Annotated in this window: 25 protein-coding genes; 10 read left to right on the forward strand and 15 right to left on the reverse strand. The window is 73.2% G+C overall.

Going from position 1 to position 24,221, the window contains the following annotated elements:
- The first annotated feature begins 25 nt into the window (after positions 1 to 25).
- A complete protein-coding gene (locus tag ABZX11_RS24620; RefSeq protein ID WP_176169443.1) occupies positions 26 to 1,006 on the forward strand; it encodes a VWA domain-containing protein in 981 nt (326 codons plus the stop codon).
- Position 1,007: 1 nt separating this feature from the next.
- On the opposite strand, the gene ABZX11_RS24625 is transcribed toward ABZX11_RS24620, so the two are convergent.
- From ABZX11_RS24625 to ABZX11_RS24660, 8 genes are all read right to left on the reverse strand, one after another.
- Complete coding sequence (locus tag ABZX11_RS24625; RefSeq protein ID WP_354916733.1) at positions 1,008 to 1,517, reverse strand: hypothetical protein; 510 nt, start codon at positions 1,515 to 1,517, stop codon at positions 1,008 to 1,010.
- Between the two features lie 9 nt (positions 1,518 to 1,526).
- The gene (locus ABZX11_RS24630) at positions 1,527 to 1,982 is read right to left on the reverse strand and encodes a tRNA (cytidine(34)-2'-O)-methyltransferase (protein ID WP_176169445.1); all 456 of its coding nucleotides are present in this window, start codon (positions 1,980 to 1,982) and stop codon (positions 1,527 to 1,529) included.
- A 4-nt stretch (positions 1,983 to 1,986) separates the two neighbouring features.
- Positions 1,987 to 2,409, reverse strand: coding sequence for a thioesterase family protein (locus ABZX11_RS24635; RefSeq protein WP_176169446.1), 423 nt, complete (start codon positions 2,407 to 2,409; stop codon positions 1,987 to 1,989).
- A gap of 14 nt (positions 2,410 to 2,423) precedes the next feature.
- Positions 2,424 to 3,368 (reverse strand): TAXI family TRAP transporter solute-binding subunit, encoded by a 945-nt coding sequence (locus ABZX11_RS24640; protein WP_354916736.1) that lies wholly within the window; start codon positions 3,366 to 3,368, stop codon positions 2,424 to 2,426.
- On the reverse strand, positions 3,365 to 4,759 hold the full coding sequence (locus tag ABZX11_RS24645; protein WP_354916739.1) for a HAMP domain-containing sensor histidine kinase: 1,395 nt from the start codon (positions 4,757 to 4,759) through the stop codon (positions 3,365 to 3,367). The genes ABZX11_RS24640 and ABZX11_RS24645 overlap by 4 nt, the downstream gene beginning before the upstream one ends.
- Before the next feature lie 4 nt (positions 4,760 to 4,763).
- Positions 4,764 to 5,432 carry a response regulator transcription factor gene (locus ABZX11_RS24650; protein ID WP_176169449.1) on the reverse strand — a complete coding sequence of 223 codons (669 nt, stop codon included), beginning with the start codon at positions 5,430 to 5,432 and terminating at the stop codon, positions 4,764 to 4,766.
- Between the two features lie 7 nt (positions 5,433 to 5,439).
- Positions 5,440 to 6,750 (reverse strand): MFS transporter, encoded by a 1,311-nt coding sequence (locus tag ABZX11_RS24655; protein ID WP_176169450.1) that lies wholly within the window; start codon positions 6,748 to 6,750, stop codon positions 5,440 to 5,442.
- Positions 6,751 to 6,860: 110 nt separating this feature from the next.
- A complete protein-coding gene (locus ABZX11_RS24660; RefSeq protein ID WP_354916743.1) occupies positions 6,861 to 7,442 on the reverse strand; it encodes a UTRA domain-containing protein in 582 nt (193 codons plus the stop codon).
- A 238-nt stretch (positions 7,443 to 7,680) separates the two neighbouring features.
- On the opposite strand from ABZX11_RS24660, the gene ABZX11_RS24665 reads away from it, so the two are divergent.
- Together ABZX11_RS24665 and fabI are read left to right on the forward strand one after the other, a co-directional pair.
- The gene (locus tag ABZX11_RS24665) at positions 7,681 to 8,385 is read left to right on the forward strand and encodes a beta-ketoacyl-ACP reductase (protein ID WP_354916746.1); all 705 of its coding nucleotides are present in this window, start codon (positions 7,681 to 7,683) and stop codon (positions 8,383 to 8,385) included.
- Between the two features lie 34 nt (positions 8,386 to 8,419).
- Positions 8,420 to 9,187, forward strand: a complete 768-nt coding sequence (gene fabI, locus ABZX11_RS24670) for an enoyl-ACP reductase FabI (protein WP_176169452.1) — start codon at positions 8,420 to 8,422, stop codon at positions 9,185 to 9,187.
- A 3-nt stretch (positions 9,188 to 9,190) separates the two neighbouring features.
- Here the strand turns inward: fabI and ABZX11_RS24675 are convergent, their stop codons facing one another.
- Positions 9,191 to 10,351 carry a Cmx/CmrA family chloramphenicol efflux MFS transporter gene (locus ABZX11_RS24675; RefSeq protein ID WP_354916749.1) on the reverse strand — a complete coding sequence of 387 codons (1,161 nt, stop codon included), beginning with the start codon at positions 10,349 to 10,351 and terminating at the stop codon, positions 9,191 to 9,193.
- A gap of 69 nt (positions 10,352 to 10,420) precedes the next feature.
- Positions 10,421 to 11,002, reverse strand: coding sequence for a TetR/AcrR family transcriptional regulator (locus ABZX11_RS24680; protein WP_354916752.1), 582 nt, complete (start codon positions 11,000 to 11,002; stop codon positions 10,421 to 10,423).
- Between the two features lie 87 nt (positions 11,003 to 11,089).
- Between ABZX11_RS24680 and ABZX11_RS24685 the strand changes: the two genes are divergently transcribed.
- Positions 11,090 to 12,133, forward strand: a complete 1,044-nt coding sequence (locus ABZX11_RS24685) for a ferrochelatase (RefSeq protein WP_354916755.1) — start codon at positions 11,090 to 11,092, stop codon at positions 12,131 to 12,133.
- On the opposite strand, the gene ABZX11_RS24690 is transcribed toward ABZX11_RS24685, so the two are convergent.
- A complete protein-coding gene (locus ABZX11_RS24690) occupies positions 12,130 to 12,888 on the reverse strand; it encodes a methyltransferase domain-containing protein (protein ID WP_354916758.1) in 759 nt (252 codons plus the stop codon). The genes ABZX11_RS24685 and ABZX11_RS24690 overlap by 4 nt on opposite strands.
- 4 nt (positions 12,889 to 12,892) lie before the next feature.
- Positions 12,893 to 13,690 (reverse strand): hypothetical protein, encoded by a 798-nt coding sequence (locus tag ABZX11_RS24695; protein WP_354916761.1) that lies wholly within the window; start codon positions 13,688 to 13,690, stop codon positions 12,893 to 12,895.
- Positions 13,691 to 13,790: 100 nt separating this feature from the next.
- On the opposite strand from ABZX11_RS24695, the gene ABZX11_RS24700 reads away from it, so the two are divergent.
- The 3 genes from ABZX11_RS24700 to mshC all read left to right on the forward strand — a co-directional run bounded on the left by ABZX11_RS24700 (position 13,791) and on the right by mshC (position 18,557).
- Positions 13,791 to 15,188: an ATP-binding protein gene (locus ABZX11_RS24700; protein WP_354916764.1), complete on the forward strand. Its 1,398-nt coding sequence runs from the start codon at positions 13,791 to 13,793 to the stop codon at positions 15,186 to 15,188.
- Positions 15,185 to 17,146: a VWA domain-containing protein gene (locus ABZX11_RS24705; protein WP_176169459.1), complete on the forward strand. Its 1,962-nt coding sequence runs from the start codon at positions 15,185 to 15,187 to the stop codon at positions 17,144 to 17,146. The genes ABZX11_RS24700 and ABZX11_RS24705 overlap by 4 nt, the downstream gene beginning before the upstream one ends.
- 172 nt (positions 17,147 to 17,318) lie before the next feature.
- Positions 17,319 to 18,557, forward strand: coding sequence for a cysteine--1-D-myo-inosityl 2-amino-2-deoxy-alpha-D-glucopyranoside ligase (gene mshC / locus ABZX11_RS24710; protein ID WP_176169460.1), 1,239 nt, complete (start codon positions 17,319 to 17,321; stop codon positions 18,555 to 18,557).
- 52 nt (positions 18,558 to 18,609) lie between these two features.
- Here the strand turns inward: mshC and ABZX11_RS24715 are convergent, their stop codons facing one another.
- Complete coding sequence (locus ABZX11_RS24715) at positions 18,610 to 20,241, reverse strand: ABC-F family ATP-binding cassette domain-containing protein (protein WP_354916769.1); 1,632 nt, start codon at positions 20,239 to 20,241, stop codon at positions 18,610 to 18,612.
- Between the two features lie 155 nt (positions 20,242 to 20,396).
- Complete coding sequence (locus ABZX11_RS24720) at positions 20,397 to 20,873, reverse strand: MarR family transcriptional regulator (RefSeq protein ID WP_354916772.1); 477 nt, start codon at positions 20,871 to 20,873, stop codon at positions 20,397 to 20,399.
- A 146-nt stretch (positions 20,874 to 21,019) separates the two neighbouring features.
- Between ABZX11_RS24720 and ABZX11_RS24725 the strand changes: the two genes are divergently transcribed.
- From ABZX11_RS24725 to ABZX11_RS24735, 3 genes are read left to right on the forward strand one after another with little or no spacing between them, the layout of a single operon-like run.
- Positions 21,020 to 21,607 carry a helix-turn-helix domain-containing protein gene (locus tag ABZX11_RS24725; protein WP_354916775.1) on the forward strand — a complete coding sequence of 196 codons (588 nt, stop codon included), beginning with the start codon at positions 21,020 to 21,022 and terminating at the stop codon, positions 21,605 to 21,607.
- On the forward strand, positions 21,604 to 22,866 hold the full coding sequence (locus ABZX11_RS24730) for an MFS transporter (RefSeq protein ID WP_354916778.1): 1,263 nt from the start codon (positions 21,604 to 21,606) through the stop codon (positions 22,864 to 22,866). The genes ABZX11_RS24725 and ABZX11_RS24730 overlap by 4 nt, the downstream gene beginning before the upstream one ends.
- A complete protein-coding gene (locus ABZX11_RS24735) occupies positions 22,830 to 23,663 on the forward strand; it encodes a metallophosphoesterase (protein ID WP_176169465.1) in 834 nt (277 codons plus the stop codon). Before ABZX11_RS24730 ends, ABZX11_RS24735 begins: the two co-directional genes overlap by 37 nt.
- Here ABZX11_RS24735 and ABZX11_RS24740 read toward each other — a convergent pair.
- Positions 23,658 to 24,203, reverse strand: coding sequence for a CGNR zinc finger domain-containing protein (locus tag ABZX11_RS24740; RefSeq protein ID WP_354916781.1), 546 nt, complete (start codon positions 24,201 to 24,203; stop codon positions 23,658 to 23,660). The genes ABZX11_RS24735 and ABZX11_RS24740 overlap by 6 nt on opposite strands.
- Between the last annotated feature and the right edge of the window lie 18 nt (positions 24,204 to 24,221).

Here is a 24,221-nt window from a genome sequence, read left to right on the forward strand (position 1 = left end):
CGTCGAGCGTCCGTGAGGTGGGCGCATGAGCTTGACGGGCTTCGCGTCGCCCTGGTGGTTCCTGCTGCTGATCGCGGTCGCCGCGGTCGCCGTCGGGTACGTGCTCGCCCAGCGGGCGCGCCGGAAGCGGACCATGCGGTTCGCGAACCTGGACCTCCTGGAGAAGGTCGCGCCGAAGAGCCAGGGCTGGGTCCGGCACGTACCGGCGGTGCTGATCGTGCTGTCGCTGCTGCTGCTCACCGTGGCGCTGGCCGGGCCGACCGCCGAGCAGAAGGTGCCGCGCAACCGGGCCACCGTCATGCTGGTCATCGACGTCTCGCTGTCGATGGAGGCCACCGACGTCCTCCCGACGCGGCTGCAGGCGGCCCAGGAAGCCGCGACGAGCTTCGCCCGGAACATGACGCCGGGCATCAACCTCGGGCTGATCTCCTTCGCCGGCACGGCAACGGTCCTGGTCAACCCGACCACCGACCGCAACGGCGTGATCAAGGCGATCGAGAACCTCAAGCTGGCCCAGTCGACGGCAACCGGCGAAGGCATTTTCGCGGCGCTGCAGTCGGTGGAGAGCTTCTCCAGTGTCGTCGGCGGCGCCGACGGGCCGCCGCCGGCGCGGATCGTGCTGATGTCCGACGGGAAGCAGACGGTCCCGGAGGACCTCTACGCGGCCCGGGGCGGGTACACCGCGGCCCAGGCGGCGAAGCAGGCCGGCGTGCCGATTTCGTCGATCTCCTTCGGCACCACCCACGGCTCGGTCGACATCGACGGCAAGGCGCAGCCGGTCAGCGTGGACGACGAGTCCCTGCGCGAAATCGCCCGGCTGTCCGGCGGCGACTTCTACAAGGCGGCCAGCGCCGAGGAGCTGAAGAAGGTCTACGCCGACCTCGGCGAGCAGATCGGCTACGAGCTCAAGGACGCCGACGCGAGCAAGCCGTGGCTCGTGGTGGGCACGCTGATCCTCATGCTGGGCGCGGCGGCCAGCCTCTTCTTCGGGCAGAGACTGCCGTGACTCAGGCTCGGCGGACGCCGTAGAGGCTTCCGCCGAGCAGGGTCACCCCGGAGAGCACGCCGCTGAGGAACGGCACCCACGCCGCGGCGCTGTCGAGCAGGGCGAGCCCGGCGACGCCGAGCACGGTCAGCACCACGCCGACCACGAGGATCGAGCGGGTCTTCCACGCCGACGCGAGCGCGACGAAGTGCAGCCCGACGATCGTGGCGATCCACGCGACGTTGGCCTGCACCGGCGCGTCGAGCAGGCTCAGCACGAAGAACCCGGCGACGAGCAGCACCACTTCACCGATGACGACGACCCGGTAGCTCGGCCCGAACATCGGCCGCCCGTCGAGGGTGGGCCGCCCGCCCGCGCGGAGGCCGAGGACCACCACGGCGGCCAGGGCGAGCACGGCGAGGGCGCGCAGCACCCAGCCGAGCGCCGCGGGGAGCGGGGCACCGGAGTTGACGAGGACGAAGACCGTGCCGAACGCGGCGCCGATGAGCGCCCCCAGGAACTGCTGTCGCATCCGGCGAACCTACCGGAAGCCGTTCTGGCGCCACGCTTCGTAGACGGTGATGGCCGCGGTGTTGGCGAGGTTGAGCGACCGGTTGGACGGCCGCATCGGCAGCCGCACGCGCTCGGTCACCTCGGGCGCTTCCTGCACCTCCACCGGCAGTCCGGCCGACTCCGGCCCGAACATCAGGACGTCGCCCGGTGCGTAGGCGACGTCGGTGTACAGCCGCGTCCCCGAGGCGGTGAAGGCGTAGACCTTCGACGGCAGCAGCGCCTCCCAGGCTGCGGCCAGCGACGCGTGGACGTGGACGCGCGCCAGGTCGTGGTAGTCGAGCCCGGCCCGGCGCAGCTGCTTGTCCTCCAGGGTGAACCCGAGCGGTTCGACCAGGTGCAGCTCGCAGCCGGTGTTGGCGGCCAGGCGGATCGCGTTGCCGGTGTTGGGCGGGATTTCCGGGTGGTAGAAGAGAACGCGGAACACGGGCTCAGTCCCCGAGCAGGGCCGCGTAGACCTTGCGGACCGGTTCGGGCGGCGCGGCCGGGCGCTGCGTGACGGGGTCGACGAACACGTACCGGACGGTCGCCGCCGCGATCAGCGTCTCGCCGCGGTGGATCTCGAAGTCGAAGACCAGCGACGTCGTGCCGAGGTGGTTCGGGTACTGCGAAACGACGAGTTCGTCGTCGTAGCGGGCGGGGGAGCGGAACTTGACGTTCGCCTCCGCGACCACGACGTCGGTGCCGTGCGCGAGGAACTCCGCGTGCGAACCGAAGAGCGCCTTCTCCGCCTCGAACGAGCACATGTCCACATAGGCCAGGTAGTGGGCGTTGAAGACGATGCCCTGGCCGTCGCACTCCTGGTAGCGCACGCGCAGCGGCATCTCGGCGATCGGGCGGCGAGGTGCGGTCACCCGCCCAATCTAGTTCAGCCGTGCAGCGCCCGATAGGCGGCCGCTGCGCCCGGTTGCAGGGGCACCGGCTGGGTGCCGATCAACGTCCGCACGTCGAGGAACTGCGTCCCGACAGCTTCGGCGGGCACCAGCGCGGTGGCGCGCTCGACCAGCAGCCGCACCACCGCCGCGGCGACGTCGTCAGGCAGGGATGGCGCGCACACCAGGAGGTTCGCCACGCCGATCGTGCTCAGCGCGCCCACGCCGCGGTAGGCGCCGTCGGGCACCTGGACCTGGTCGTACACCGGGCCGTACGCCGCCCGCAGCGGCGGGACCACCGAACCCAGCGGCAGCAGCGCGATCGGGGTGGTGCGGGTGAGCTCGGCCAGCTTCGGCGTCGGCACCCCGCCCGACCACAGCATGGCGTCGACGCGGCGGCCGGCCAGCGCGCGGACCGCGTCGTCGAACAGCAGGTGACGAGCGTCCACCACGACCCCCGCCTTGGCGAACAGGCGCTCGCCGAGCTGGGCCGCGCCGGAGCCGTTGGCACCCAAGGACACCGCTCGGCCCGCGAGGTCGGCGAGCTTGCGCACCGGGCCGTCGGCGCGCACCACCAGCTGCAGGTAGTTCTCGTACACCCGGCCGAGCGCGCGCAGCGGCACCTCGCCGGCGAACGGCGCTCCGCCGGCGAGCGCGGTCTGGGCGACGTCGGCGAGCACCAGCCCGAGGTCGGCCTGGCCGCGCTGCACCAGGCCGACGTTGGCGACGCTCGCCTCGGTCGGCACGGCGGTCGCGTGCAGCAGCGGCTCCGCGCGGTTCAGCTCGGTGGCGAGGAGCTCGGCGAAGGCCAGGTAGAACCCGCCGCGCTCGCCGGCGGCGATGGTGAGCGGGCGTTCCGGGCCGCGGTAGCCGGCCGTCGAGCACCCGGCCAGGGCGAGGCCGAGACCGCCGAGCAGGGCCGTGCGGCGGGTGAGCGTCATCCCGGCACCTCCTGCAGCGGCAGCGTGACGCGGGCTTCCAGGCCGTGCGGGTCCGCCTGCCGCAGTTCGAGGACACCGCCGCGGGTGCGCACCTGCCGGTCCGCGATGGCCAGCCCGAGCCCGGTGCCGCGCGGCGCGCCCTCGCCGCCCGCCCGCCAGAACCGCTCGGTCGCCCGCATCCTGTCCTCTTCGGACAGTCCGGGACCGTCGTCGGCGACGACGAGGGTCGCGGCGCCCGGGCCGGTTTCCCAGTCGGCGGTGATCTTCGCGCCGCGGCCGGCGTAGTGGACGGCGTTGTCGAGCAGCACGTCGAGGATCTGGGCGAGCTCGCCTTCCGGGCAGCGCACGGTCACCGGTTCGGCGTGCCCCGGCGGTGGCACGATCGCCGCCCCGGCGTCCTCGGCGGCCGGGCGCCAGGCGTCGACGCGTTCGGCCAGTACGGAGGCCAGGTCGCACGTCTCGTCCGCGCCCCCGGCCGCGACCCGCGTCGCCGTGCTCTCGGCCAGGGCGAGCGCGAGCAGGCCGTCGAGGAGTTGCTCGAGGCGTTCGACCTCGGCGACCGTCGCCCGGTAGGTGGTGTCGTCGCCGTCGATGCGCCCGGCCAGTGAGTCGACGCGCAGGCGCAGCGCGGCCATCGGGTTGCGGAGCTGGTGCGAGGCGTCGGCGACCAGCCGGTGCTGCTGCTCGGCGGCCTCCAGCACGGCCTCGGACATCCGGTTGACCTCGGCGGCGAGGGAGCGCAGCTCGCGCGGCCCGGTCCGTTCCGGGACGTGCGCGCGGTGCCCGCCGGCCACGGCCAGCACGCCCGTTTCGAGTTCGTGCAGCGGCCGGACCATCCACCGGGCCAGCACCACGGCGAGCAGCACGAACACCATCGCGACCAGCACCGCGCCGGCACCGATCGTGCCCCACCGGGTGGCGACGTCCGCGGCCGCCGCCGTCACCGACGCGCGCAGCACGACCACCCCGGACACCCGGGTGCCGGTCCCGACCGGGCGGGCGAAGTAGGCCGGCTCGGCCGACCACGGGTCCAGCCGGTCCACCCGCGGCGCCGGTTCGTTGCGCATGGCCGCCTCCACCAGCCCGCGCACCGCGGGGTCGCCCGCGGTCAGGCCGCCCGCCTGGACCAGCGGGAGGCGCCGGGCGTCGACGATGACGACGCCTTCGCCGTAGAGCTGGGCGTAGCGCTCGGCGTCGGCCGCGAGGGCCGCGGGGTCGCGGGTGTCGACGGCCTGCTGGGTGAGCACGACGAACCGGTCGACGTCGGCGGTGCGCGAGATGACCAGCTGCTGGGTGCGCTGCTCGGCGGTGGCGGTCAGCAGCGGCACGGCGAACGCGGCGACCACCGCGAGGGCGAGGGCGACCAGGACCACCAGCAGCCGGGTGCGCACGGGGTCAGTCCCGGCCGAGCCGGTAGCCGAAGCCGCGGATGGTGGTGAGCAGGCCGGGCCGGTCGAGCTTGGCGCGCAGGCCGGTCAGGTGCACGTCGAGCGAGCGCGACACCGCGAGGTAGGCGTCGCCCCAGACCTCGTCCATCAGCTGCTGGCGGCTGACCGCGGTGCCGGGCCGCGCGGCGAGCACGGCCAGGATCTCGAACTCCTTGGTGGTCAGCCCGACGTCGTTCCCGGCGACCAGCACCCGGCGGGCACCGAGGTCGATCTCGACGTCTTCGACGCGCACGACGTCGCCGGCCGGGGTGGCGCGGGCCACCGCGCGCCGCACGACGGCGTCCATCCGGGCCAGCAGCTCGGCCAGCCGGACCGGCTTGGTGAGGTAGTCGTCGGCGCCGAGCCGCAGCCCGCGCACGACCGAGCGTTCGTCGCCGCGGGCGGTCAGCACGATCACCGGGACCGGCGAGACGGCCCGGATCTTGCGGAGCACGTCGAGGCCGTCGAGGTCGGGCAGGCCCAGGTCCAGCAGGACGAGATCGGCCGCGCGGTGGTGGTGCAGCGCGTCGGCCCCGCGGGCGACGCTGGTGACGGGATGACCGCGCGCGTGCAGCGACTCGGCGAGCGCGCCGGCGACACCCGCGTCGTCTTCGACGAGGAGCACGCGCACGGTCATCCTCCAGTCAGCGCTTCTCCAGCTCGGAGGTCTTCGAGGTTTCCCGCATTGTGCCGTAGACGATCAGGGAGACCAGGACGCAGCCGGCGACGTACCAGAAGAACACCGGCTCGTGCCCGGCGCTCTTCAGCGCCTGCGCGATCAGCTCGGCGGTGCCGCCGAAGATCGCCACGGTCAGCGCGTAGGGCAGCCCGACGCCGATGGCGCGGATCTTCGTGGGGAACAGCTCGGCCTTCACGATCGCGTTGATCGAGGTGTACCCGGCGACGATCACCAGGCCGGCGAGCACGAGGAAGAACGCGCCGACGGGGTTGCGGGTCGAGCCCATCACCGTCATCAGCGGGACGGTGAGCAGCGTGCCGCCGATGCCGAAGAACAGCAGCAGCGGACGGCGGCCGATCCGGTCGGACAGCCGCCCGAACACCGGCTGCAGGACGGCGGCGACGAGGATCGCGCAGAACAGCACGATGGTGACCTGCCGGCGCGGGATGTGCGCGGTGTTCTCCAGGAACTTCTGGCTGTAGGTGGCGAAGGTGTAGAAGCCGACCGTGCCGCCCAGGGTCAGGCCGACGACGAGCGCGATCTCCTTGGGGTACTTGGCCAGTGCGCGCAGCGTGCCGCGGTCGCCCTTGCCTTCTTCGGCGTTCTGCCGGTAGCTCTCGGACTCGTCCATCCCGCGGCGCAGCCACATCACGGTGAGCGCGGCGACCGTGCCGACGCCGAACGCGATCCGCCAGCCCCACGAGGTCAGCTGCTGCTCGGTGAGCAGCGCCTGCAGGACCAGCTGGAGGCCGAGGGCGAGCAGCTGCCCGCCGTAGAGGGTCACGTACTGGAAGCTCGAGTAGAAGCCGCGCTTGCCGGGGGTGGCGACTTCGGACAGGTAGGTCGCCGAGGTGGAGTACTCGCCGCCGACCGACAGGCCCTGGATCAGCCGCGCGGTGAGCAGCAGGATCGGCGCGGCGATCCCGATGGTGTGGTAGTTCGGCGTGACGGCGATGAGCAGCGACCCGCCTGCCATGAGCGTGACCGAGAGCACGAGCGCCCGCCGGCGGCCGAACCGGTCGGCGAACCGCCCGAGCATCCACCCGCCCAGCGGCCGCATGAGGAACCCGACGGCGAACACGGCGGCGGTCCCCAGGAAGGCGGCCGTGGTGTCGGTGGTGGGGAAGAAGGACTTGGCGAAGTAGGTGGTGAACGCCGCGTAGGCGTACCAGTCGTACCACTCGATCAAGTTGCCGATCGAGCCGCGCAGCACGTTGCCGATCACGCGCTTTTCGCTCACGGCCCCCTCGGCGGTGGGGCTGATCCGGGTTGTCATCGTCGACCTCCTGTGTTGCGACTCACGGTGACCAACCAGCGGGTAACCAGCAAGGTCGGGAAGCAGTTCCTAACACCCGCTTAGGACGGTGACGTCTGGTTGCCGGATGGTCAGCCGGCGGGCCACTCGTAGGACAGCTCGAAGCGGCCGGCGACCAGCACGATGTCGTTCATCTCGAGCGGCGTGCCGTCGACGGCATACGTGACGCGGGTGACGGTGATGACCGGTACCCCGTCGGCGATTTGTAGCCGCGCCGCCTCGGCGGGCATCGGCATTCGCGCGCCGACGTGCTCGGCGAACGATCCGATCGTCCGCCCTGCCTCCTCCAGCCGGGCGTAGGTGCCGCCCGGTCCGGCGCCGACGTCCTCGATGGCGGTACCACGGGTCAGCTCGCGCGGGAGGCGCGACACCGCGAGCTGGACCACCAGGCCGTCGGCGCGCATCACCCGGTCGCGGATGGTGACCTCGGCTCCTTCGTCGAGTTCGAGGTGGCGGGCCACGCGGGCGTCGGCCGGTTCGAAGCGGATCTCGACGGTGGCCGACGGAGCGAAGCCGCCGGCAGCAGCGTCGGCGAGGAACGCGCCGCGGTCGCCCTCGCGTGCCTCGCGGCTCAGGCGCTCCGACCGGGCTATCCGCTGAAGGCTGGCCGGTGTGTGCGGAAAGTCCGGACCTTCGCTCGTTCGGTCGACCATGCGCCAAATCCTTCGCTCGCCCACTCGCCTTGACAAGGCAGCGCTGCCCTTCCGGTGATCGGCGACCTGCTGTGTCGCGACTCACGGTGACCAACCAGCGGGTAACCAGCAAGGTCGGGAGGCAGTTCCTGACACAGGCTCAGGACGGCCGCGAAGACGCCAACGCGGGTGCGCGACCCGCGGGCACTGCCGATAGCCTCGTGCGCGTCAGCCGCGCAGACGAAGAGTGGAGAACACAGTGGGACGGTCGGTTCTGGTCACCGGGGGCAACCGGGGCATCGGTCTGGCGATCGCCCGGGACCTCGCCGAGCAGGGGCACCGGGTCGCCGTCACGCACCGTGGTTCGGGGGCTCCGGAGGGGCTGTTCGGCGTGCAGGCCGACGTCACCGACACCGAGCAGGTCGACGCCGCCTTCAAGCTCGTCGAGGACCACCAGGGGCCGGTCGAGGTGCTCGTCTCCAACGCCGGGCTGACCGATGACACGCTGCTCATGCGGATGAGCGACGAGCAGTTCGAACGCGTCCTGAACGCCAACCTCACCGGGGCCTTCCGCGTCGCCAAGCGGGCCTCGCGCGGCATGCTGCGCGGCAAGTGGGGCCGGTTCGTCTTCATCTCCTCCGTCGTCGGCCTCTCCGGCTCGGCCGGGCAGGCCAACTACGCCGCGTCGAAGGCCGGGCTGGTCGGCTTCGCGCGGTCGCTCGCGCGGGAACTCGGCTCGCGCAACATCACCTCGAACGTCGTCGCGCCCGGGTTCGTGCACACCGACATGACCGACGAGCTGCCCGAGGCGCGCAAGAAGGAGATCCTCGCGCAGGTGCCCTCCGGCCGGTACGCCGAGCCGTCGGAGATCGCCGCCGCCGTCCGCTACCTCGCTTCCGACGAAGCCGGCTACGTCAACGGTGCCGTGCTGCCCGTCGACGGCGGCCTCGGCCTCGGCCACTGACCGACAACAGACCCGAACAAGACTTGGAGGACCCGTGCCCGGACTGCTCGAAGGCAAGCGCCTGCTGATCACCGGCATCATCACCGACGCTTCGCTCGCCTTCCACGCGGCCAAGATCGCGCAGCAGGAAGGCGCCAAGGTCGTGCTCACCGGCTTCGGCCGCATGTCGCTGGTCGAGCGCATCGCGAAGCGGCTGCCCGAAGAGGCGCCGGTGATCGAGCTGGACGTCACCAACCAGGAGCACCTGGACTCCCTCGCGGACAAGGTCCGCGAACACGTCGACGGCCTCGACGGCGTGCTGCACTCGATCGGCTTCGCCCCGCAGACCTGCCTCGGCGCGCCGTTCATGGACGCGCCCGCCGAGGACGTCAAGACCGCGATCGAGATCTCGACGTACTCCTACATGTCGCTGGCGAAGGCGTGCCTGCCGCTGCTCGGCCGGGGTGCGTCCTACGTCGGGATGGACTTCGACGCGCGGGTCGCGTGGCCGGTCTACAACTGGATGGGCGTCGCGAAGGCGGGCCTCGAGTCGGTCAACCGGTACCTGGCCAAGGAGCTGGGGCCGCAGGGCATCCGGGTCAACCTGGTCAGCGCGGGCCCGATGAAGACGATGGCCGCCAAGTCCATCCCCGGCTTCGTCGACCTGGAGGACGGCTGGGGCGAGCGCGCGCCGCTCGGCTGGGACAGCACCGACCCGGACCCGGTGGCCAAGAGCGTCTGCGCGGTCCTGTCGGACTGGCTCCCCGCCACCACCGGCTCGATGATCATGGTCGACGGCGGGGTCCACTTCCTCGGCGTCTGAGCCTTACACGGCCACGAGCTCCCGGTCGTCGCTGCGCTGGACGGCGGCGGCGACCGTGAGCGCGGCCAGCGTGGCCACGCCGAGGGCGATCCCGGTCCACGCCACGCTCGGGAAGCCGAGCCCCGCGTCGATCGCGACGCCGCCCAGCCACGGCCCGGCGGTGTTGCCGACGTTGAACGCCGACGTCGTGCTCGCGCCGACGAGCGTGGGCGCGTCGCCGGCGGCCTGGAAGGCGCGGAGGTTCAGCGCCGGGTTCGCGCCGAACGCGGCCACGCCGAAGACGAGCACGGCCGCCACGGCGACCAGCGCGTCCGTGGTGAGGGCGAGCACGAGCAACGAGGCCAGCGCCAGGGCGAGACAGCCGTAGAGCGTCGCGAACGGCCGCCGGTCGGCCAGCCTGCCGCCCGCGCTGATCCCGATCAGCGCGCCGACGCCGAACAGCGCCAGCACCCCGGGCACCCAGCCCTCGGCGAGCCCGTCGGTTTCGGTCAGCAGCGGTGCCAGGTAGCTGAAGGCGGCGAAGATCATGGCCTGGCACAAGGCGATCACGCCGAGCGCGAGCCAGACCCGGCCCCGGCGGTAGAGCCGCAGTTCGCCGCGGAGGCTCAGCGGCCCGCCGGTCGTCTCCGGCACCAGCAGCGCCACGCCCACCACCGCGAGCAGCGTCACCGCCGCCACCGCCCAGAACGCCGTCCGCCAGCCGGCGTGCTGGCCGAGGAACGTCCCGGCGGGCACCCCGGCGATGTTCGCCACGGTCAGGCCGCCGACCAGCACGGCCATCCCGCGCCCGCGCCGTTCGACGGGGACGAGGGCGATCGTCGTCGCCAGCGCGACGGCCCAGAACCCGGCGCAGGCGAGCGCCGCGAGCACGCGGGTCGCGAACAGGAGCGCGTACCCGTCGGCGAGGGCGCCGACGACGTGGGTCACCGCGAAGACGCCGAGCAGGGCCAGCAGCGTCCGGCGGCGGGGGAGCCGCAGCGTCCCGATCGCCAGCAGCGGCGCGCCGACGACCATGCCGACGGCGAACGCCGAAATCAGCAGCCCGGCGTCGGGGATGCTCACGTGCAGGTCGGCGGCCATGCCGGGGAGCAGGCCGGTGATCATGAACTCGGACGTGCCCAGCGCGAACACGCTGAGCCCGAGGACGAAGACGGCCAGGGGCATGGGTTCTCCTCCTGTTGTGTATCGGTCAGTACAAAATTGGGGCGTGCGCAGTCCGAGGCGAGCCGGCGCTCAGCGGGTGAGCGCGGAAAGGGCGATGTCGGCGACCGCGTGCATGCTCTCGCGGCCGGTGCCCCGGCGGGCCATCACCCGCAGGCCCGACGTGGTGCTGAGCAGGAACTCCGCCACCTCGGCTGGCTCCAGGCCGTCCCGGAGGCTGCCGTCGAGCACGCCCTCCCGGGCGCACTCGGCGAACATGGTGAGGTTCCGCTCGGTGTCGGCCCGCAGGGCGGCGCCCACCTCGTCGTCCGGCAGGCCCAGTTCGGCCAGCGTGTTGACGACCAGGCAGCCGCGGCGGCGCTCCTCGAGATCGTCTTCGATGGCGCTGTCGAGGACCGCGGCGATCCGCTCGGCCGCGGTGCCCGGGCCGTCGAGGATCGCCTGGCGCTTGTCCAGCTGTGTGGCCGTGTAGTGCGTCAGCGAGCGCCGGAACAGGGCCCGCTTGCTGGTGAAGGTGTTGTAGACGCTGCTGCGGCCGAGTCCGGTGGCCTCGCACAGGTCCTGGGTCGAGGTGGCTTCGTAGCCGCGTTCCCAGAACGCGTGCATCGCCTTCTCGACGGCGGCGGTCTCGTCGAACTCCCGTGGCCTGGCCATGGGAGGACCGTACCACAGTTTTGTACTGACCGATTCATAACTGGGTCCGGCTCAGCGTGTGGGCCGCCACAACGGCAAGATGACGGGGTGGGATACGACGCGTTGCTGTGGCTTTCGTTCGGTGGTCCGGAAGGGCCCGACGACGTCATGCCGTTCCTCGAGAACGTCACCAGGGGCCGGGGGGTGCCGCGCGAGCGGCTCCTGGAGGTCGCCGAGCACTACCAGCACTTCGGCGGGGTTTCGCCGATCAACCGGCTCAACCGCGACGCGATGGCCGCGGTCGAGAAGCAGCTCGCCGCGTCCGGCATGGAGCTGCCGGTGCACTTCGGCAACCGCAACTGGCACCCGATGGTCGAGGAGACCCTGGCGTCGCTGACGGCCGACGGCGCGAAGCGGGTCCTGGTGTTCCCCACGAGCGCGTACGGCGGCTACTCGGCGTGCCGCCAGTACGACGAGGACATCGAGCGCGCCCGCGCGGCGGTCGGCCCCGACGCCCCCGAACTGGTGAAGATCCGGCAGTTCTTCGACCACCCGCTGTTCGTCTCGGCGGTCGCCGACGGCGTGCGCGCGGCCCACGCGTCGCTGGGGAACGAGCCCGGGATCCGCACGGTGTTCACGGCCCACTCGGTGCCGGAGAGCGCGGACAAGGCTTCGGGCCCGCCCGCGGAGGGCGGCCGCCGCTACTCGCGCCAGATCGCCGAGGCGGCCCGCCTGGTGGCGGCCGAGGCCGGCATCGCCGAGTACGACGTCGTGTGGCAGTCGCGGTCCGGGCCGCCGCAGGTGCCGTGGCTGGAGCCGGACATCGTCGACCACCTCGACGCCCTGCACGAGGCGGGCGTCCCGGGCGTGGTCGTGTCGCCGATCGGGTTCGTGTCCGACCACCTCGAGGTGATCTGGGACCTGGACAACGAAGCGGCCGAACGCGCGGCCGAGCACGGGATGAAGTTCGCCCGCGCGGCGACGGCGGGCGCGGACCCGCGGTTCGCGGAGCTGGTGGTGGAGCTGATCCGCGAGCACACGCACGGGGTGCAGCCGCGGAAGCTGTCGTCGTTCCCGGTGGCGGGCTGCACGGTCAACGGCGCGCCCTGCGCGATCGGGTGCTGCGAACCGGCGAAGCGCCCGGGCCGTTAGGTCCGGCGGCCCACGAGGTGGAAGACGCGGCTGAGCCGGCGGTAGGTGTCCCGCCGGCCGGCTTCGAACTCGACGGCCGCGATGCGCTCGGCTTCGGCCGGGTCCGGTGCGGCGCCGCTGAGGTCGAGCCAGTCGACGAACAGCCAGACCCCGTACCACGCAAGGGGTTCCACCCCGCGGTTGCGCAGCGATTCGCCCAGTGCCGCCACGGTGTCGGCCCGCGTCGGCAGGCCCAGCACGCCGATCTCGGTGCGGGCGTCGAAGGCGGCCAAGGCGTCCTCCCAGCGCCCTTCCATCGCCGGGCGGACCGCGGCCGCGTCCGCGTTGCCCGTCATGATCGAGACGAGCCCGCCGGGCGCGGCGCACCGGCACAGCTGGTCGAGCACGGGCTCGGGCCGCTCCAGGTACCCCAGCACACCGTGGCACAGGACGGCGTCGAAGAGACGCCCGCCGACCGCCGCCGCGGCGTCCGCGGCGTCGGCTTCCACGAACGTCACCCCGGCCGGGAGCCGCTGCCGGGCTTTGGCCAGCATCGCCGCCGACGAGTCGAGCAGGGTGACGTCGTGGCCCGCCCGGGCCAGCGGGAGCGACTGGTGACCGGCCCCGCCCCCGACGTCCAGCACAGAGGCCGGCGCGGCGGGCAGGTGCTCCAGCAGCTGCCGGTGCATGACGTAGGTGCGCACGCGCCCCTTGGCCGACGCGTAGGCCCCGTCGGCGAAATCGTCGGCCACCGCGGCCCAGGTGTCGTCCGGCACCGCTCTAGCCTTCGCGGGCCGTCTGCTCCGCGAACACCCGCACCGCTTCGTTGACCGCCGCGCAGCGGGCCGTGCGGACCGCGTCCGACAGCGGGCGCAGGGCCTGGGCCCGCAGGGTCGACGCCGAGGCCGACAGCGCGCCGCCCGGGTCGTCCGAGGAGGCGATCGCCAGGATCGCCGCGATCTCCTCGGCTCGCTGCAGCACGCGCAGCGCGCGGCCCGGCGTCCCGGCCGGCCAGTCGACGTCCGGCCGCGAACGCAGGTGGGCCGACAGCTCCGCGCGCACGCCCGGCCGGTCCGAAGCCACGTCCAGGGTCTGCAACGCCCCGGCGCTGGCGCGGATCGCGTCCGTCAGCCCGTGCTCGGCCTCGCCGAGCGGGACGTACTCCGGGGTCGTCGGCGTCGGGAGCGAGTAGACCGTCCAGCGCACCAGGCCTTCGGCGATCGGCTCCGGCACCAGGCCGAACCCGAGGTCCGGCAGCACCAGCGCGTCACCCGCGCGCAACGCCGCCTCGGTGAACGGGCCACCGCCGCCGAGGCCGCGGACGTCGCCCGGGACCGGGAGGACCAGCCGGAGGGATTTCGCTCCTTGCGAACGCAGCGCCATCAGCAGCTGCACCGGCGTGGCCGCCCGGTTGAACGCCAGCGGGAGCGCGAACGCGTCGGCCGCGGCCGCGTCGGCGGCCACGACGTCATGGGCCTCACCCCACGCGAGCAGGGCATCGAGGACATCGTCGGACGCGGCGGCCCCGTTGAGCCACGCGCTCGACCAGACGGCGAAAGTCGCACTGGGACGGCACACGACGCCCTATTTTACCGGGCCGGGACACACCACAGCAGTGCGCCCACGCTGGAGCCGCTCCACGTCGACGCACCGCCGATCCCGCAGTAGCGTCGAACGGGTGAACGCTGTTCCAGACGCTCTTCCCCGCACCGCCGGGGCCCTGCGCGCGGCCGGGTACGAGCCGCGCCCGATCGCGCAAGAGATCCACGACAACCTGCTGACCGCCCTCAAGAACGGCGAAGACGCCTGGCCCGGCATCGTCGGCTTCTCCCGCACCGTGCTGCCGCAGCTGGAGCGCGCGCTGCTGGCCGGACACGACGTCGTCCTGCTCGGGGAACGCGGCCAGGGCAAGACCCGCCTGCTGCGCACCCTGGCCGGCCTGCTCGACGAGTGGACGCCCGTCATCGAAGGCTCCGAGCTGGGCGAACACCCGCTGCAGCCGATCACGCCCGCGTCGATCCGCCGCGCCGCCGAACTCGGCGACGACCTGCCGGTGGCCTGGCGCCACCGCTCCGAGCGCTACACCGAGAAGCTCGCCACGCCGGACACCTCGGTCGGCGACTTGATCGGTGACGTCGACCCGGTGAAGGTCGCCGAAGGCCGCAGCCTCGGCGACCCGGAGACCATCCACTTCGGCCTCGTCCCGCGGGCCCACCGCGGCATCGTGGCCATCAACGAGCTGCCCGACCTCGCCGAGCGCATCCAGGTCGCGCTGCTCAACGTGATGGAGGAGCGCGACATCCAGGTCCGCGGCTACACGCTGCGGCTGCCGCTGGACGTGCTGCTCGTCGCCACCGCGAACCCCGAGGACTACACCAACCGCGGCCGGATCATCACCCCGCTGAAGGACCGCTTCGGCGCCGAGATCCGCACCCACTACCCCCTCGACGTCGAGTCGGAGGTCGCCGTCGTCCGGCAGGAGGCCAACCTCGTCGCCGAAGTCGGCGAGCCGCTCCTCGAAGTCCTCGCCCGGTTCGTCCGGAACCTCCGGGAATCCACGGTGATCGACCAGCGCTCCGGCGTTTCGGCGCGGTTCGCCGTCGCCGCGGCGGAAACCGTGGCGGCCGCCGCTCTGCGGCGCTCGGCGCTGACGGGGGAGGAGCCGGCGGTGGCCCGCCCGGTCGACCTCGACGCCGTCCCGTCGGTGCTGCGCGGCAAGATCGAGTTCGAACCCGGCGAAGAAGGCCGCGAGATCGAGCACCTGGTCCACCTGCTGCGGATGGCGATCGCGGAAACCGCCCGTGACCGGTTCGCCGGCCTGGACCTGCGGCCCCTGGCCGACGCGGTCGGCGAGGGCCACCTGGTGTCCACCGGCGAGCGCGTGCCGGGCAAAGACGTTCTCGAAGCCCTCCCGGAGCTGCCGGTGCTGCACGAGGTCGCCCGGCGGGCCGGGGTCGCCGCCGACGAGCCGGCCGGGCGGGTCGCGGCCGCCGTCGAACTCGCCCTCGAAATGCTGTTCCTGTCGCGAAGGCTCGCCAAGGACTCCGACGACTCGACGACCGTCTACGGCCGATGACCGCGGTCCCGCTTCCCGACGGCTACTCCTACGGCCCGTGGCACGATGGGCCGGACCCGCTCGCGCCCCCGGCCGACCTGCGTGACGCGCTCGACGAAATCGGCCAGGACGTCATGGCCGGCGCGTCACCGCGGGCCGCGCTGGAGGAGATGCTGCGGCGCGGCACGAACCGCACCGCGGGCCTCGACGAGCTGACGAGACGGCTCTGGCAGCGCCGCTCGCAGATCCAGCGGCGCAACAACCTCGACGGCACCCTGCAGGAGGTCCAGCGCCTCCTGCAGGAAGCCCTCGACGCCGAACGCCGCGAGCTGTTCCCGGACCCGGACGACGACGCCCGGTTCCGGGAGGCCCAGCTCGACGCGCTGCCGCCGGGCACCGCCGCGGCCGTCAACGAGCTCGCGAACTACGACTGGCGGTCCGAACAGGGCCGCGAGAACTACCGGCAGATCCGGGACCTGCTCGGCCAGGAGCTGATGGAGTCCCGGTTCCAGGGCATGAAGCAGGCGCTGCAGAACGCCGGGCCCGAGGACGTCGAGCGGATCAACGAGATGCTCTCCGACCTCAACGACCTCCTCGAAGCGCACGCCGCCGGAGCCGAGGACATCCAGCAGCGCTTCGAAGACTTCATGGCCGAGCACGGCGAGTTCTTCCCGGAGAACCCGCGGACCGTCGAGGAGCTGATCGACGCGCTGGCCGAGCGGTCGGCGGCCGCCCAGCGGATGCTCAACTCGATGTCGGCCGAGCAGCGCGCGGAACTGGCCGAGCTGACCCAGCAGGCCTTCGGCGACCCGCGGCTGGCGCAGCAGCTGTCACGGTTGGACGGTCAGTTGCGCGCGGCCCGGCCGGGCGAGGACTGGGACGGCTCGGCGCGCTTCCGCGGCAACAACCCGCTGGGCATGGGCGAAGGCGCCCAGGCCATGCAGGACCTCGCCGAGCTGGACGCGCTGGCCGAGCAGCTCGGCCAGTCCTACCCCGGCGCGCGGCTGGAGGACATCGATCTGGAGGCGCTCGAGCGCCAGCTCGGCAAGGACGCGGGCGTCGACGCCCGCCGGCTGGCCGAGCTGGAGCGCGAACTGCGTCGCCAGGGCCTGTTCGAACGCGCCGCCGACGGCTCGCTCCGGCTGTCGCCCAAGGCGCTGCGGCGGCTCGGCGAGACGGTGCTGTCCGACATCGTGAACGCCCTGCGCGGCAAGACCGGCGAGCGTGAAACGGAGTCGGCGGGGGCGGCCGGCGAGCCCACCGGCGCGTCACGGCCGTGGCGGTTCGGGGACATGCAGCCCTGGGACGTGCCGCGGACCATCCGCAACGCCGTGCTCCGGTCGGTGTCGGTGGGGGAGCGGCAGGTCCGGCTCGACGTCGAGGACGTCGAAGTGGTCGAGACCGAACACCGCACCCGCGCGGCGGTGGCGCTGCTGGTCGACACGTCGTGGTCGATGGTGCAGGAAGGCCGCTGGCTGCCGATGAAGCGCACGGCGCTGGCGCTGCACCAGCTGATCAGCACCCGCTTCCGCAACGACGCGCTGCAGCTGATCACCTTCGGCCGCTACGCGCAGTCGATGGAGCTGCCGGAACTGGTCGGGCTGGAGGGCGCGTGGGAGCAGGGCACCAACGCCCACCACGGGCTGCTGCTGGCCGGGCAGCACCTGCGGCGGCACCCGGACGCCCAGCCGGTGGTCCTGATGGTCACCGACGGCGAGCCGACGGCCCACCTGGAGCCCGACGGTGAAGCGGTCTTCGACTACCCGCCCCAGCCGCGGACCCTCCACAAGACACTGTCCGAAGTGGACCGCCTGGCCAAGCTGGGCGCGTCGATCTCGGTGTTCCGACTGGGCGACGACCCGCGGCTGACCTCGTTCGTGGACCTGATCGCCCGCCGCTCGGGCGGCCGCGTGATCGCCCCGGACCTGGACGGCCTCGGCGCCGCGGTGGTCGGCGACTACCTGCGCACGCGACGGTGACGACGGGCGGGCGCGCCCCCGCGCCCGCCCGTCCCCGGTCGTGGGTGACCCGCGCGGCAGGCCGCCGCGAGGAGTCCGGCGTGGCCCGCGCGGGCCGTCGCAGGTTACGCGCGAGTATGGCTCTTCCCACCGCTCGGGAACGCCGGACGGCCCAGCAATTACAGTCGAGGGTATGCAGACTTGGTCATCGGTCGACGTGCCCCGCATCCCCGGCACCCCCCGCCCGCTGCGGCTCCACGACACGGCCACCGGGCAGATCCGCCCGACCGCGCCCGGCGCCACCGCCCGGATGTACGTCTGCGGCATCACGCCCTACGACGCGACGCATCTGGGGCACGCCGCGACGTACCTCGCCTTCGACCTGGTGAACCGCATCTGGCGGGACAACGGGCACGACGTCCACTACGTGCAGAACGTGACGGACATCGACGAGCCGCTGCTGGAGCGCGCGGAGCGGGACTCCGACGACTGGGTCGTGCTGGGCATGCGCGAGACGGCGCTGTTCCGCGAGGACATGACCGCCCTGCGCGTCATCCCGCCGAAGCAGTTCGTCGGCGCCGTGGAGAGCATCCCGGAGATCGTCGAGGTCATCGCGAAGCTGCTGGCCAACGGGGCCGCCTACCGGGCGGACGACCCGGAGTTCCCGGACGTCTACTTCGACCACACGGCGACCGGCAAGTTCGGCTACGAGTCGAACTACGACGAGCCGACCATGCGGAAGTTCTTCGCCGAGCGCGGCGGTGACCCCGACCGCGCCGGCAAGCGCCACCCGCTGGACGCGCTGCTGTGGCGCGTGGCCCGCGAAGGCGAGCCGTCGTGGGAGTCCGAGCTCGGCGCCGGCCGCCCGGGCTGGCACATCGAGTGCAGCGCGATCGCGGTCAACCGGCTGGGCCTGGGCTTCGACCTCCAGGGCGGCGGCTCGGACCTGATCTTCCCGCACCACGAGTACAGCGCGGCGCACGCCGAGGCCGTCGCCAAGGACGGCCCGTTCGCCCGGCACTACGTGCACGCCGGGATGATCGGCCTCGACGGCGAGAAGATGTCGAAGTCGCGCGGGAACCTCGTGTTCGTCTCGCGGCTGCGCGCCGACCAGGTCGACCCGGGCGCGATCCGGCTCGCGCTGTTCGCCGGCCACTACCGTGAAGACCGCCCGTGGACCGCGCAGCTGCTGGCCGACGCCGAAGCCCGCATCGCCCGCTGGCGCGAAGCCGTCTCCCTGTCGACCGGCCCGGTGGCGGAGGACACCGTCACGCGGCTGCGCGACCACCTGTCCGACGACCTCGACACCCCGAAGGCCCTCGCCGCGGTCGACGCGTGGGCGAACGAGGCCCTGCGCCGCGACGGCACCGACCCGACGGCCCCGGGCCTGATCCGCGACGCCGTCGACGCCCTCCTCGGCGTCGAGCTCTGACCACGACGGGAGGGCCCGGACACCCGCCGGGCCCTCCCGTGCGTATAACGCCCTATACCGCGACCGGCCGGCCGGCGGCCAGCTCCAGGTGGTCGCCGGACCAGTCCCGGCGCAGCCACCGGTCGTGGGAGGCGATGACGACTGCGCCCGGCGCCGTCTCCAGTGCCGCGAACAGCTCCTCCGCCAGGGTCAGCGAAATGTGGTTCGTCGGCTCGTCGAGCAGCAGGACGTCCGGCGGTTCGGCGAGCAGGATCGCCAGCGCCAGCCGCCGCCGCTGGCCGACCGACAGCGCCCCGACCGGCTGCCGGAGGTCCCGCGAGGCCAGCAGGCCGAGCCGGCTCAGCGGGGGAGCGTCCTCGCCGAGCGCGTCCCGGTACACCCGGGCCGCGGTCCGCTCCGGCCCGGCGAACGAGACGTCCTGCTCCAGCAGGCCGACCCGCACGCCGTGTCCGAGGCGGACCGTCCCGGCCGCCGGTGCGAGCCGGCCGGCCAGCACCGACAGCAGGGTCGACTTCCCGGCGCCGTTCCCGCCGGTGATGAGCAACCGCGCCGCACCGCCGACGTCGAGCCGCGGCAGCGACAGCCGTCCCGGCACCTCCAGCGCGCACACGGAGATCGCCGGACCCTCGCCGGTCGCGCGGCCGGTGAGGTCCGCCTTGAACCGCAGCGGCGCCGGGGGCTTGCGCACCTGGTCGCGCTCCAGGTGCTCCAGCCGCTGCTCGGCGTCGCGCACCCGCCGCGAGATCGTCTTCTGGACGCGGGCGCCCTTGAAGGCGTGGATGAACTTGTCGTTGTCGCGCGGGCCGCGGCCGTAGGCGACGTTGCGCGCGGTGACCGCGACGGTTTCCCGCAGCTGGTTCAGCTCCTCCTGTTCCTCGGCGTAGCGCTGCTCCCACCGGGCCCGCTCGGCCTTCTTGTGGCCGAGGTAGCCGGTGTAGCTGCCGCCGTAGCGGACCGCGCCGCCGGCCTGGCGGTCGGCGGCGGCCGGGTCCAGGTCGACGATGTCGGTGCAGACGGCGTCGAGGAACACCCGGTCGTGCGAGGACAGCACCACGATCCCGGTCAGCTCGGTGAGGTGGCGTTCCAGGAAGGCCATCGCCGTGTCGTCGAGGTGGTTGGTCGGCTCGTCGAGCAGCAGCGTCTCCGGCTGCCGGACGAGCAGCGCGGCCAGGCCGAGCCGCGAGCGCTGGCCGCCCGAGAGCGTGCCGAGCCGCCGGTCCGGTTCGACGCCGCCGAGGCCGAGCCCGTCGCAGACGAGCTTGGCGCGGCGGTCGGCGTCCCACAGGTCGTGGGCCTGGGCCCACTCCAGCACCCGGCCGTACTCCTCGAGCACGCCCGTGTCGTCGGGCCGGTCGGTCATGGCCGCGGTCAGCTCGTCGAGCCGGGCCGCGGCGGCCCGGATCTCGGCGAGGGCGCCGTCGAGCACGTCGGCGAAGGTCGCGTCCATCGGGAAGGGCAGCTCCTGCAGCAGGAACCCGACGTCCGGGCCGCGCAGCACCTCGCCGGAGCGCGGCTCTTCGAGCCCGGCCAGCAGGCGCAGCAGGGTGGACTTGCCGGTGCCGTTCTCGCCGACCAGGCCGAGCCGCTGCCCGGCCGACGCGGTGAGCGAGACGCCGTCGAGGACGACACGGGTGCCGTAGCCGAAGACGACGTCCTTGGCCTGCAGCGGAAAAACGGGAGACATGTGCGATCACCGAGCCCTGGGGGAGAAAGAGATATCCCGCGCCGGGCGTCGTGGCACGCGGGAGCGTCGGCTCGACCGGGTGCCGCCTCAGGCGGGATGGGCGCGGTTCAGTTCCTCATAGTGCAACCACGTTAACGCAACAACCGTAGAGTTAGTCAACGGGTTATGGCCTGGGTCACATCCGGCAGCTCGCCGGTCGACCGTTCGGCCGCCGCGGTGCCGTCGGTGAGGAACTCCAGCAGCGCCGTGAGCTGACGGCGGTCGAACCGGGCGAGGCGTTCGCCGACGAACCGGGCCATCGGCGCGTACAGCTCGGCGAGCTCGGCCATCCGGTCGGGCAGCGGCTGGACGACGAGCCGGCGGCGGTCCGCCGGGTCGGGGGCGCGCTCGGCGAGCCGGTGCCGTTCCATCCGGTCGAGCAGGCGGGTGAAGGCGCCCGTGCTCATCCCGAGCAGCCGGGCGAGCTCTGACGGGGAGTCGCTGACGCCGCCGTGGAGCAGGTGCAGGCAGTGCAGCTCGGTCGGGGTGACGCCCATCCGCTCGGCGACCGCGGCGTGGAAGAGCGCGGTCGACCCCACGAACCGGGGGAGGGCGAGGGCGGCGGCGGTGGCGAGTTCGCGCTGGTCGGGCACCATTCATCCCTGGTCGGAGTGACGACGCAGTCACTGCTCCAGGCAGTCACTGCACCGCGAACGATAGCCAAGCCGGTTGACAAACCCGCAGGCGGGCCCAAGTATGAAAGAAGACTTTCGAAATAGTCCTTTCAGATTGGATCGCCATGGCCGGACTGCCGCCGCGCAAGCGGGTCGAAGACGTCGAGCTGCTGCGGGCGCTGGCGCACCCGCTGCGGTCGGCGCTGCTGAACCACCTGACCGCGGTCGGCCCGCGCACGGCGAGCGAGTGCGCCGAGGCGGTCGGCTCGACCGCGTCCAACTGCAGCTGGCATCTGCGGCAGCTGGCGCAGTACGGCCTGGTCGAGCGGGCCGACGCCGAGGACGGCCGCGAACGGCCGTGGCGCGCCCGGCAGGTCGGCCTGGAGATGGGGGAGCTGGCCGAGGACCCGGCGCACCGGGCGGCGCAGCTGGGCGTGGTCGGCGCGCAGCTGACCCACGAGCAGGAGCTGACCCAGCGCTACCTGGACTCCCTCGACGACCTCGATCCGGCCTGGCGCGCCGCGGCGGGGCTCTCGACCTACGCCCTGCGCGTCACCCCGGCGGAGCTGACCCGGCTGGCCGAGGCGATCGACGCGCTGGTCCGCCCGTACGTCGGCGCCATCCGCACCGACGCCCCGCCGGACGCGCGCCCGGTCCACGTCGGCCTGCGGGCGTTCCCGCGCATCGACCACTCGGGGAAGGCGGAGGGATGAAGCAGCTGCTGGGGGTTCCGGCGTTCGCGCGGCTGTGGGTCGCCGCGTTCTTCGGCGAGACGGCCGAGTGGATGCTGCAGGTGGCGTTGCCGGTCTACGTCTTCCAGCGCACCGGCTCCGCCGCGACGACGGCGCTGAGCATCGTCCTCGGGCTGCTGCCCGCGGTGCTGCTCAGCCCGGTCGCCGGCGTCGTCGCCGACCGCTGGAACCGCCGCGCGGTGCTGTTCGGCACCTGCTGCGGGCTCGCCGTCGTGGCGCTTCCGCTCCTGGCCGAGCCGGGCGTCAGCCTGGTGTACGCGGTGATGGCCGCCCAGGCGGCCCTGGCGTCGGTGTTCGAACCCGCGCGCAACGCGCTCGTGCCGGAGCTCGTCGGGGTCGCGGAGGTGACCGCGGCCAACGGGCTGATGAGCGTGAACGGCAGCGTCGCCCGGCTGGCCGGCGGCTGGGCCGGCGGTGCGCTGCTGGGTTTCGGCGGGCTCGCCGACGTCGTCACCGGCTACCTGGCCGTCCTCGTGGTCGCCGCGGCGCTGCTGGCCAAGCCGTTCCGCCGGGTCGCCGCGCCGGTCCCGGCGGCCGCGCGGGAACCGGTGGTGCGGGCCTGGCTCGACGGCCTGCGCGAGCTGACGCGCAACCGGCGGCTGCGGCGCACCGGCGTCGCCCTGGTGCTCACCTCCGTCGCGCAGGGCATGTTCCTGGTGCTGTTCGTGGTCTACGTCCTGCAGGTGCTCGGCGGCAGCGAGGCCGACGCGGGCCTGCTGCGCGGGGTCCAGGCGCTCGGCGGGCTGGCGGCCGGGTTCGCCCTGGCCACCGTGGCGCGGCGGGTCGCCCCGGCCGCGCTGCTGGGCTGGGGTGCCCTCGCGCTCGGGCTGGTGTCCGCGGTGATCTGGAACCTCGCCTTCGTCACGACCGCGATGGGGGTGTACGCCGGGCTGTTCGTCGTGGCCGGAGCGCCGGGCGTGATCGTCGGCGCCGGTGTGCTGTCGGAGATCCAGAGCGCGGTCGCGCCGGAACGCGCCGGGCGGGTGCTGAGCACGACGTTCGCCGCGGTCGCCACCTGCACCACGGCCGGCGCGCTGCTGGCCGGGGCACTGGTGGCGACGACCGGGGCCGCCGTGCTGCTGAACGTCCAGGCCGGGATCCACCTCCTCGCGGGGGTGCTGATGTTGGCCCGGAAACGCAGGTTTCCCGTCGCTTCCCCGGCCGCGGTGGTTACGGTGGAGGGGTGCCGCACCTGTTCGCCACCAGCGACCTCCACGTGACCCACGAGGGCAACGGCCCGATCCTCGACTCGGTCGTCCCGGAAACCCCCGAAGACTGGCTGCTCGTCGCCGGCGACGTCGCCGAGCTCGCCGAAGCCACCATCGGAACGCTGAAGACCCTGGCCGGCCGGTTCGCGAAGGTCGTCTGGGTGCCGGGCAACCACGAGCTGTGGACGACGAAGAACGACGACTGCCAGCTGCGCGGCCAGGCCCGCTACGAGTACCTGGTCGACCAGTGCCGCGAAATCGGCGTGCTGACGCCCGAGGACGAGTTCCCGGTCTGGCGCCACGGCCCGCGGCCGCTGACGATCGCCCCGCTGTTCCTGCTCTACGACTACAGCTGGCGGACCCCGGAAGCGGAGGGCAAGTCCCTGGAGGAGGCCCTGCGCCAGGCCCGCGAGGCCGGCGTGGTCTGCACCGACGAGTACTTCCTGTACCCGGACCCGTACCCCAGCCGCCAGGCGTGGTGCGAGGCCCGGCTGAAGGTCAGCACCGAGCGCCTCGACGCAATCGCAGAGGACCACGGCACGATCCTGATGTCCCACTGGCCGCTGCACCGGCACCCGACGGCGCCGCTGTACTGGCCGGAGTTCGCGCTCTGGTGCGGGACGACGAAGACCGAGGACTGGCACGTCCGCTACCGCGCGGAGGTCGCGGTCTACGGCCACCTGCACATCCCGCGCAGCACCGAGGCCGACGGCGTCCGGTTCGAAGAGGTTTCGCTGGGTTACCCGCGCGAGTGGCGGAAGCGGGCGCGGGGCGCGGTGCCGATGCGCCGCATCCTGTGGCCGTCATGAGCCGTCGCGCCGCCGCTCCCTGAGCGCGCGCACCCGCCCGCGGCTGGCGCAGGCGGGGGACGGGCACCAGCGCCGCCGCCCGCCGGGATCGGCGAAGACGCCGCGGCAGTCCTGCTCCGGGCAGGCCCGCAGGTCATGCCGCAGGGGGCCGGTGAGCCAGTCCGCGGCCTGGTGCGCCAAGCGGCCGAGCGCGTCGGCGGCGGTCGCGGGCGCGCTGCGGTGCAGCCGGTCGAGGGCTGCGAGGTGCACCGGCTCCGGGACGAGCCACGCAGTCAGGGCCCGGGCCTGCTCCGCCGATGGCGTGAGGTCGTCGACCGCACCCAGGGCCAGGGGCCGCAGTGTCTCCCGGAGTTCGCGGGCCCGGTCGAGGTCGGCGTCGGTGACCGGGGCGAGCGGGGTGAGCTCGGACAGCGCCAGCCACTCGCGCAACCGGTCCGCGGTCGGGAGGCGCTCGATCGGCTGCGCGCCGAAGTGGCGGCCGCGGGTGGCCAGCAGGTTCAGCCAGGGTGCGCCCATGTCGAGGCGGAAGTCTTCGGACACTTCGCCATCGTAACGGCT

The organism is Amycolatopsis sp. NPDC004169, assembly GCF_040610315.1.
GTDB lineage: Bacteria > Actinomycetota > Actinomycetes > Mycobacteriales > Pseudonocardiaceae > Amycolatopsis.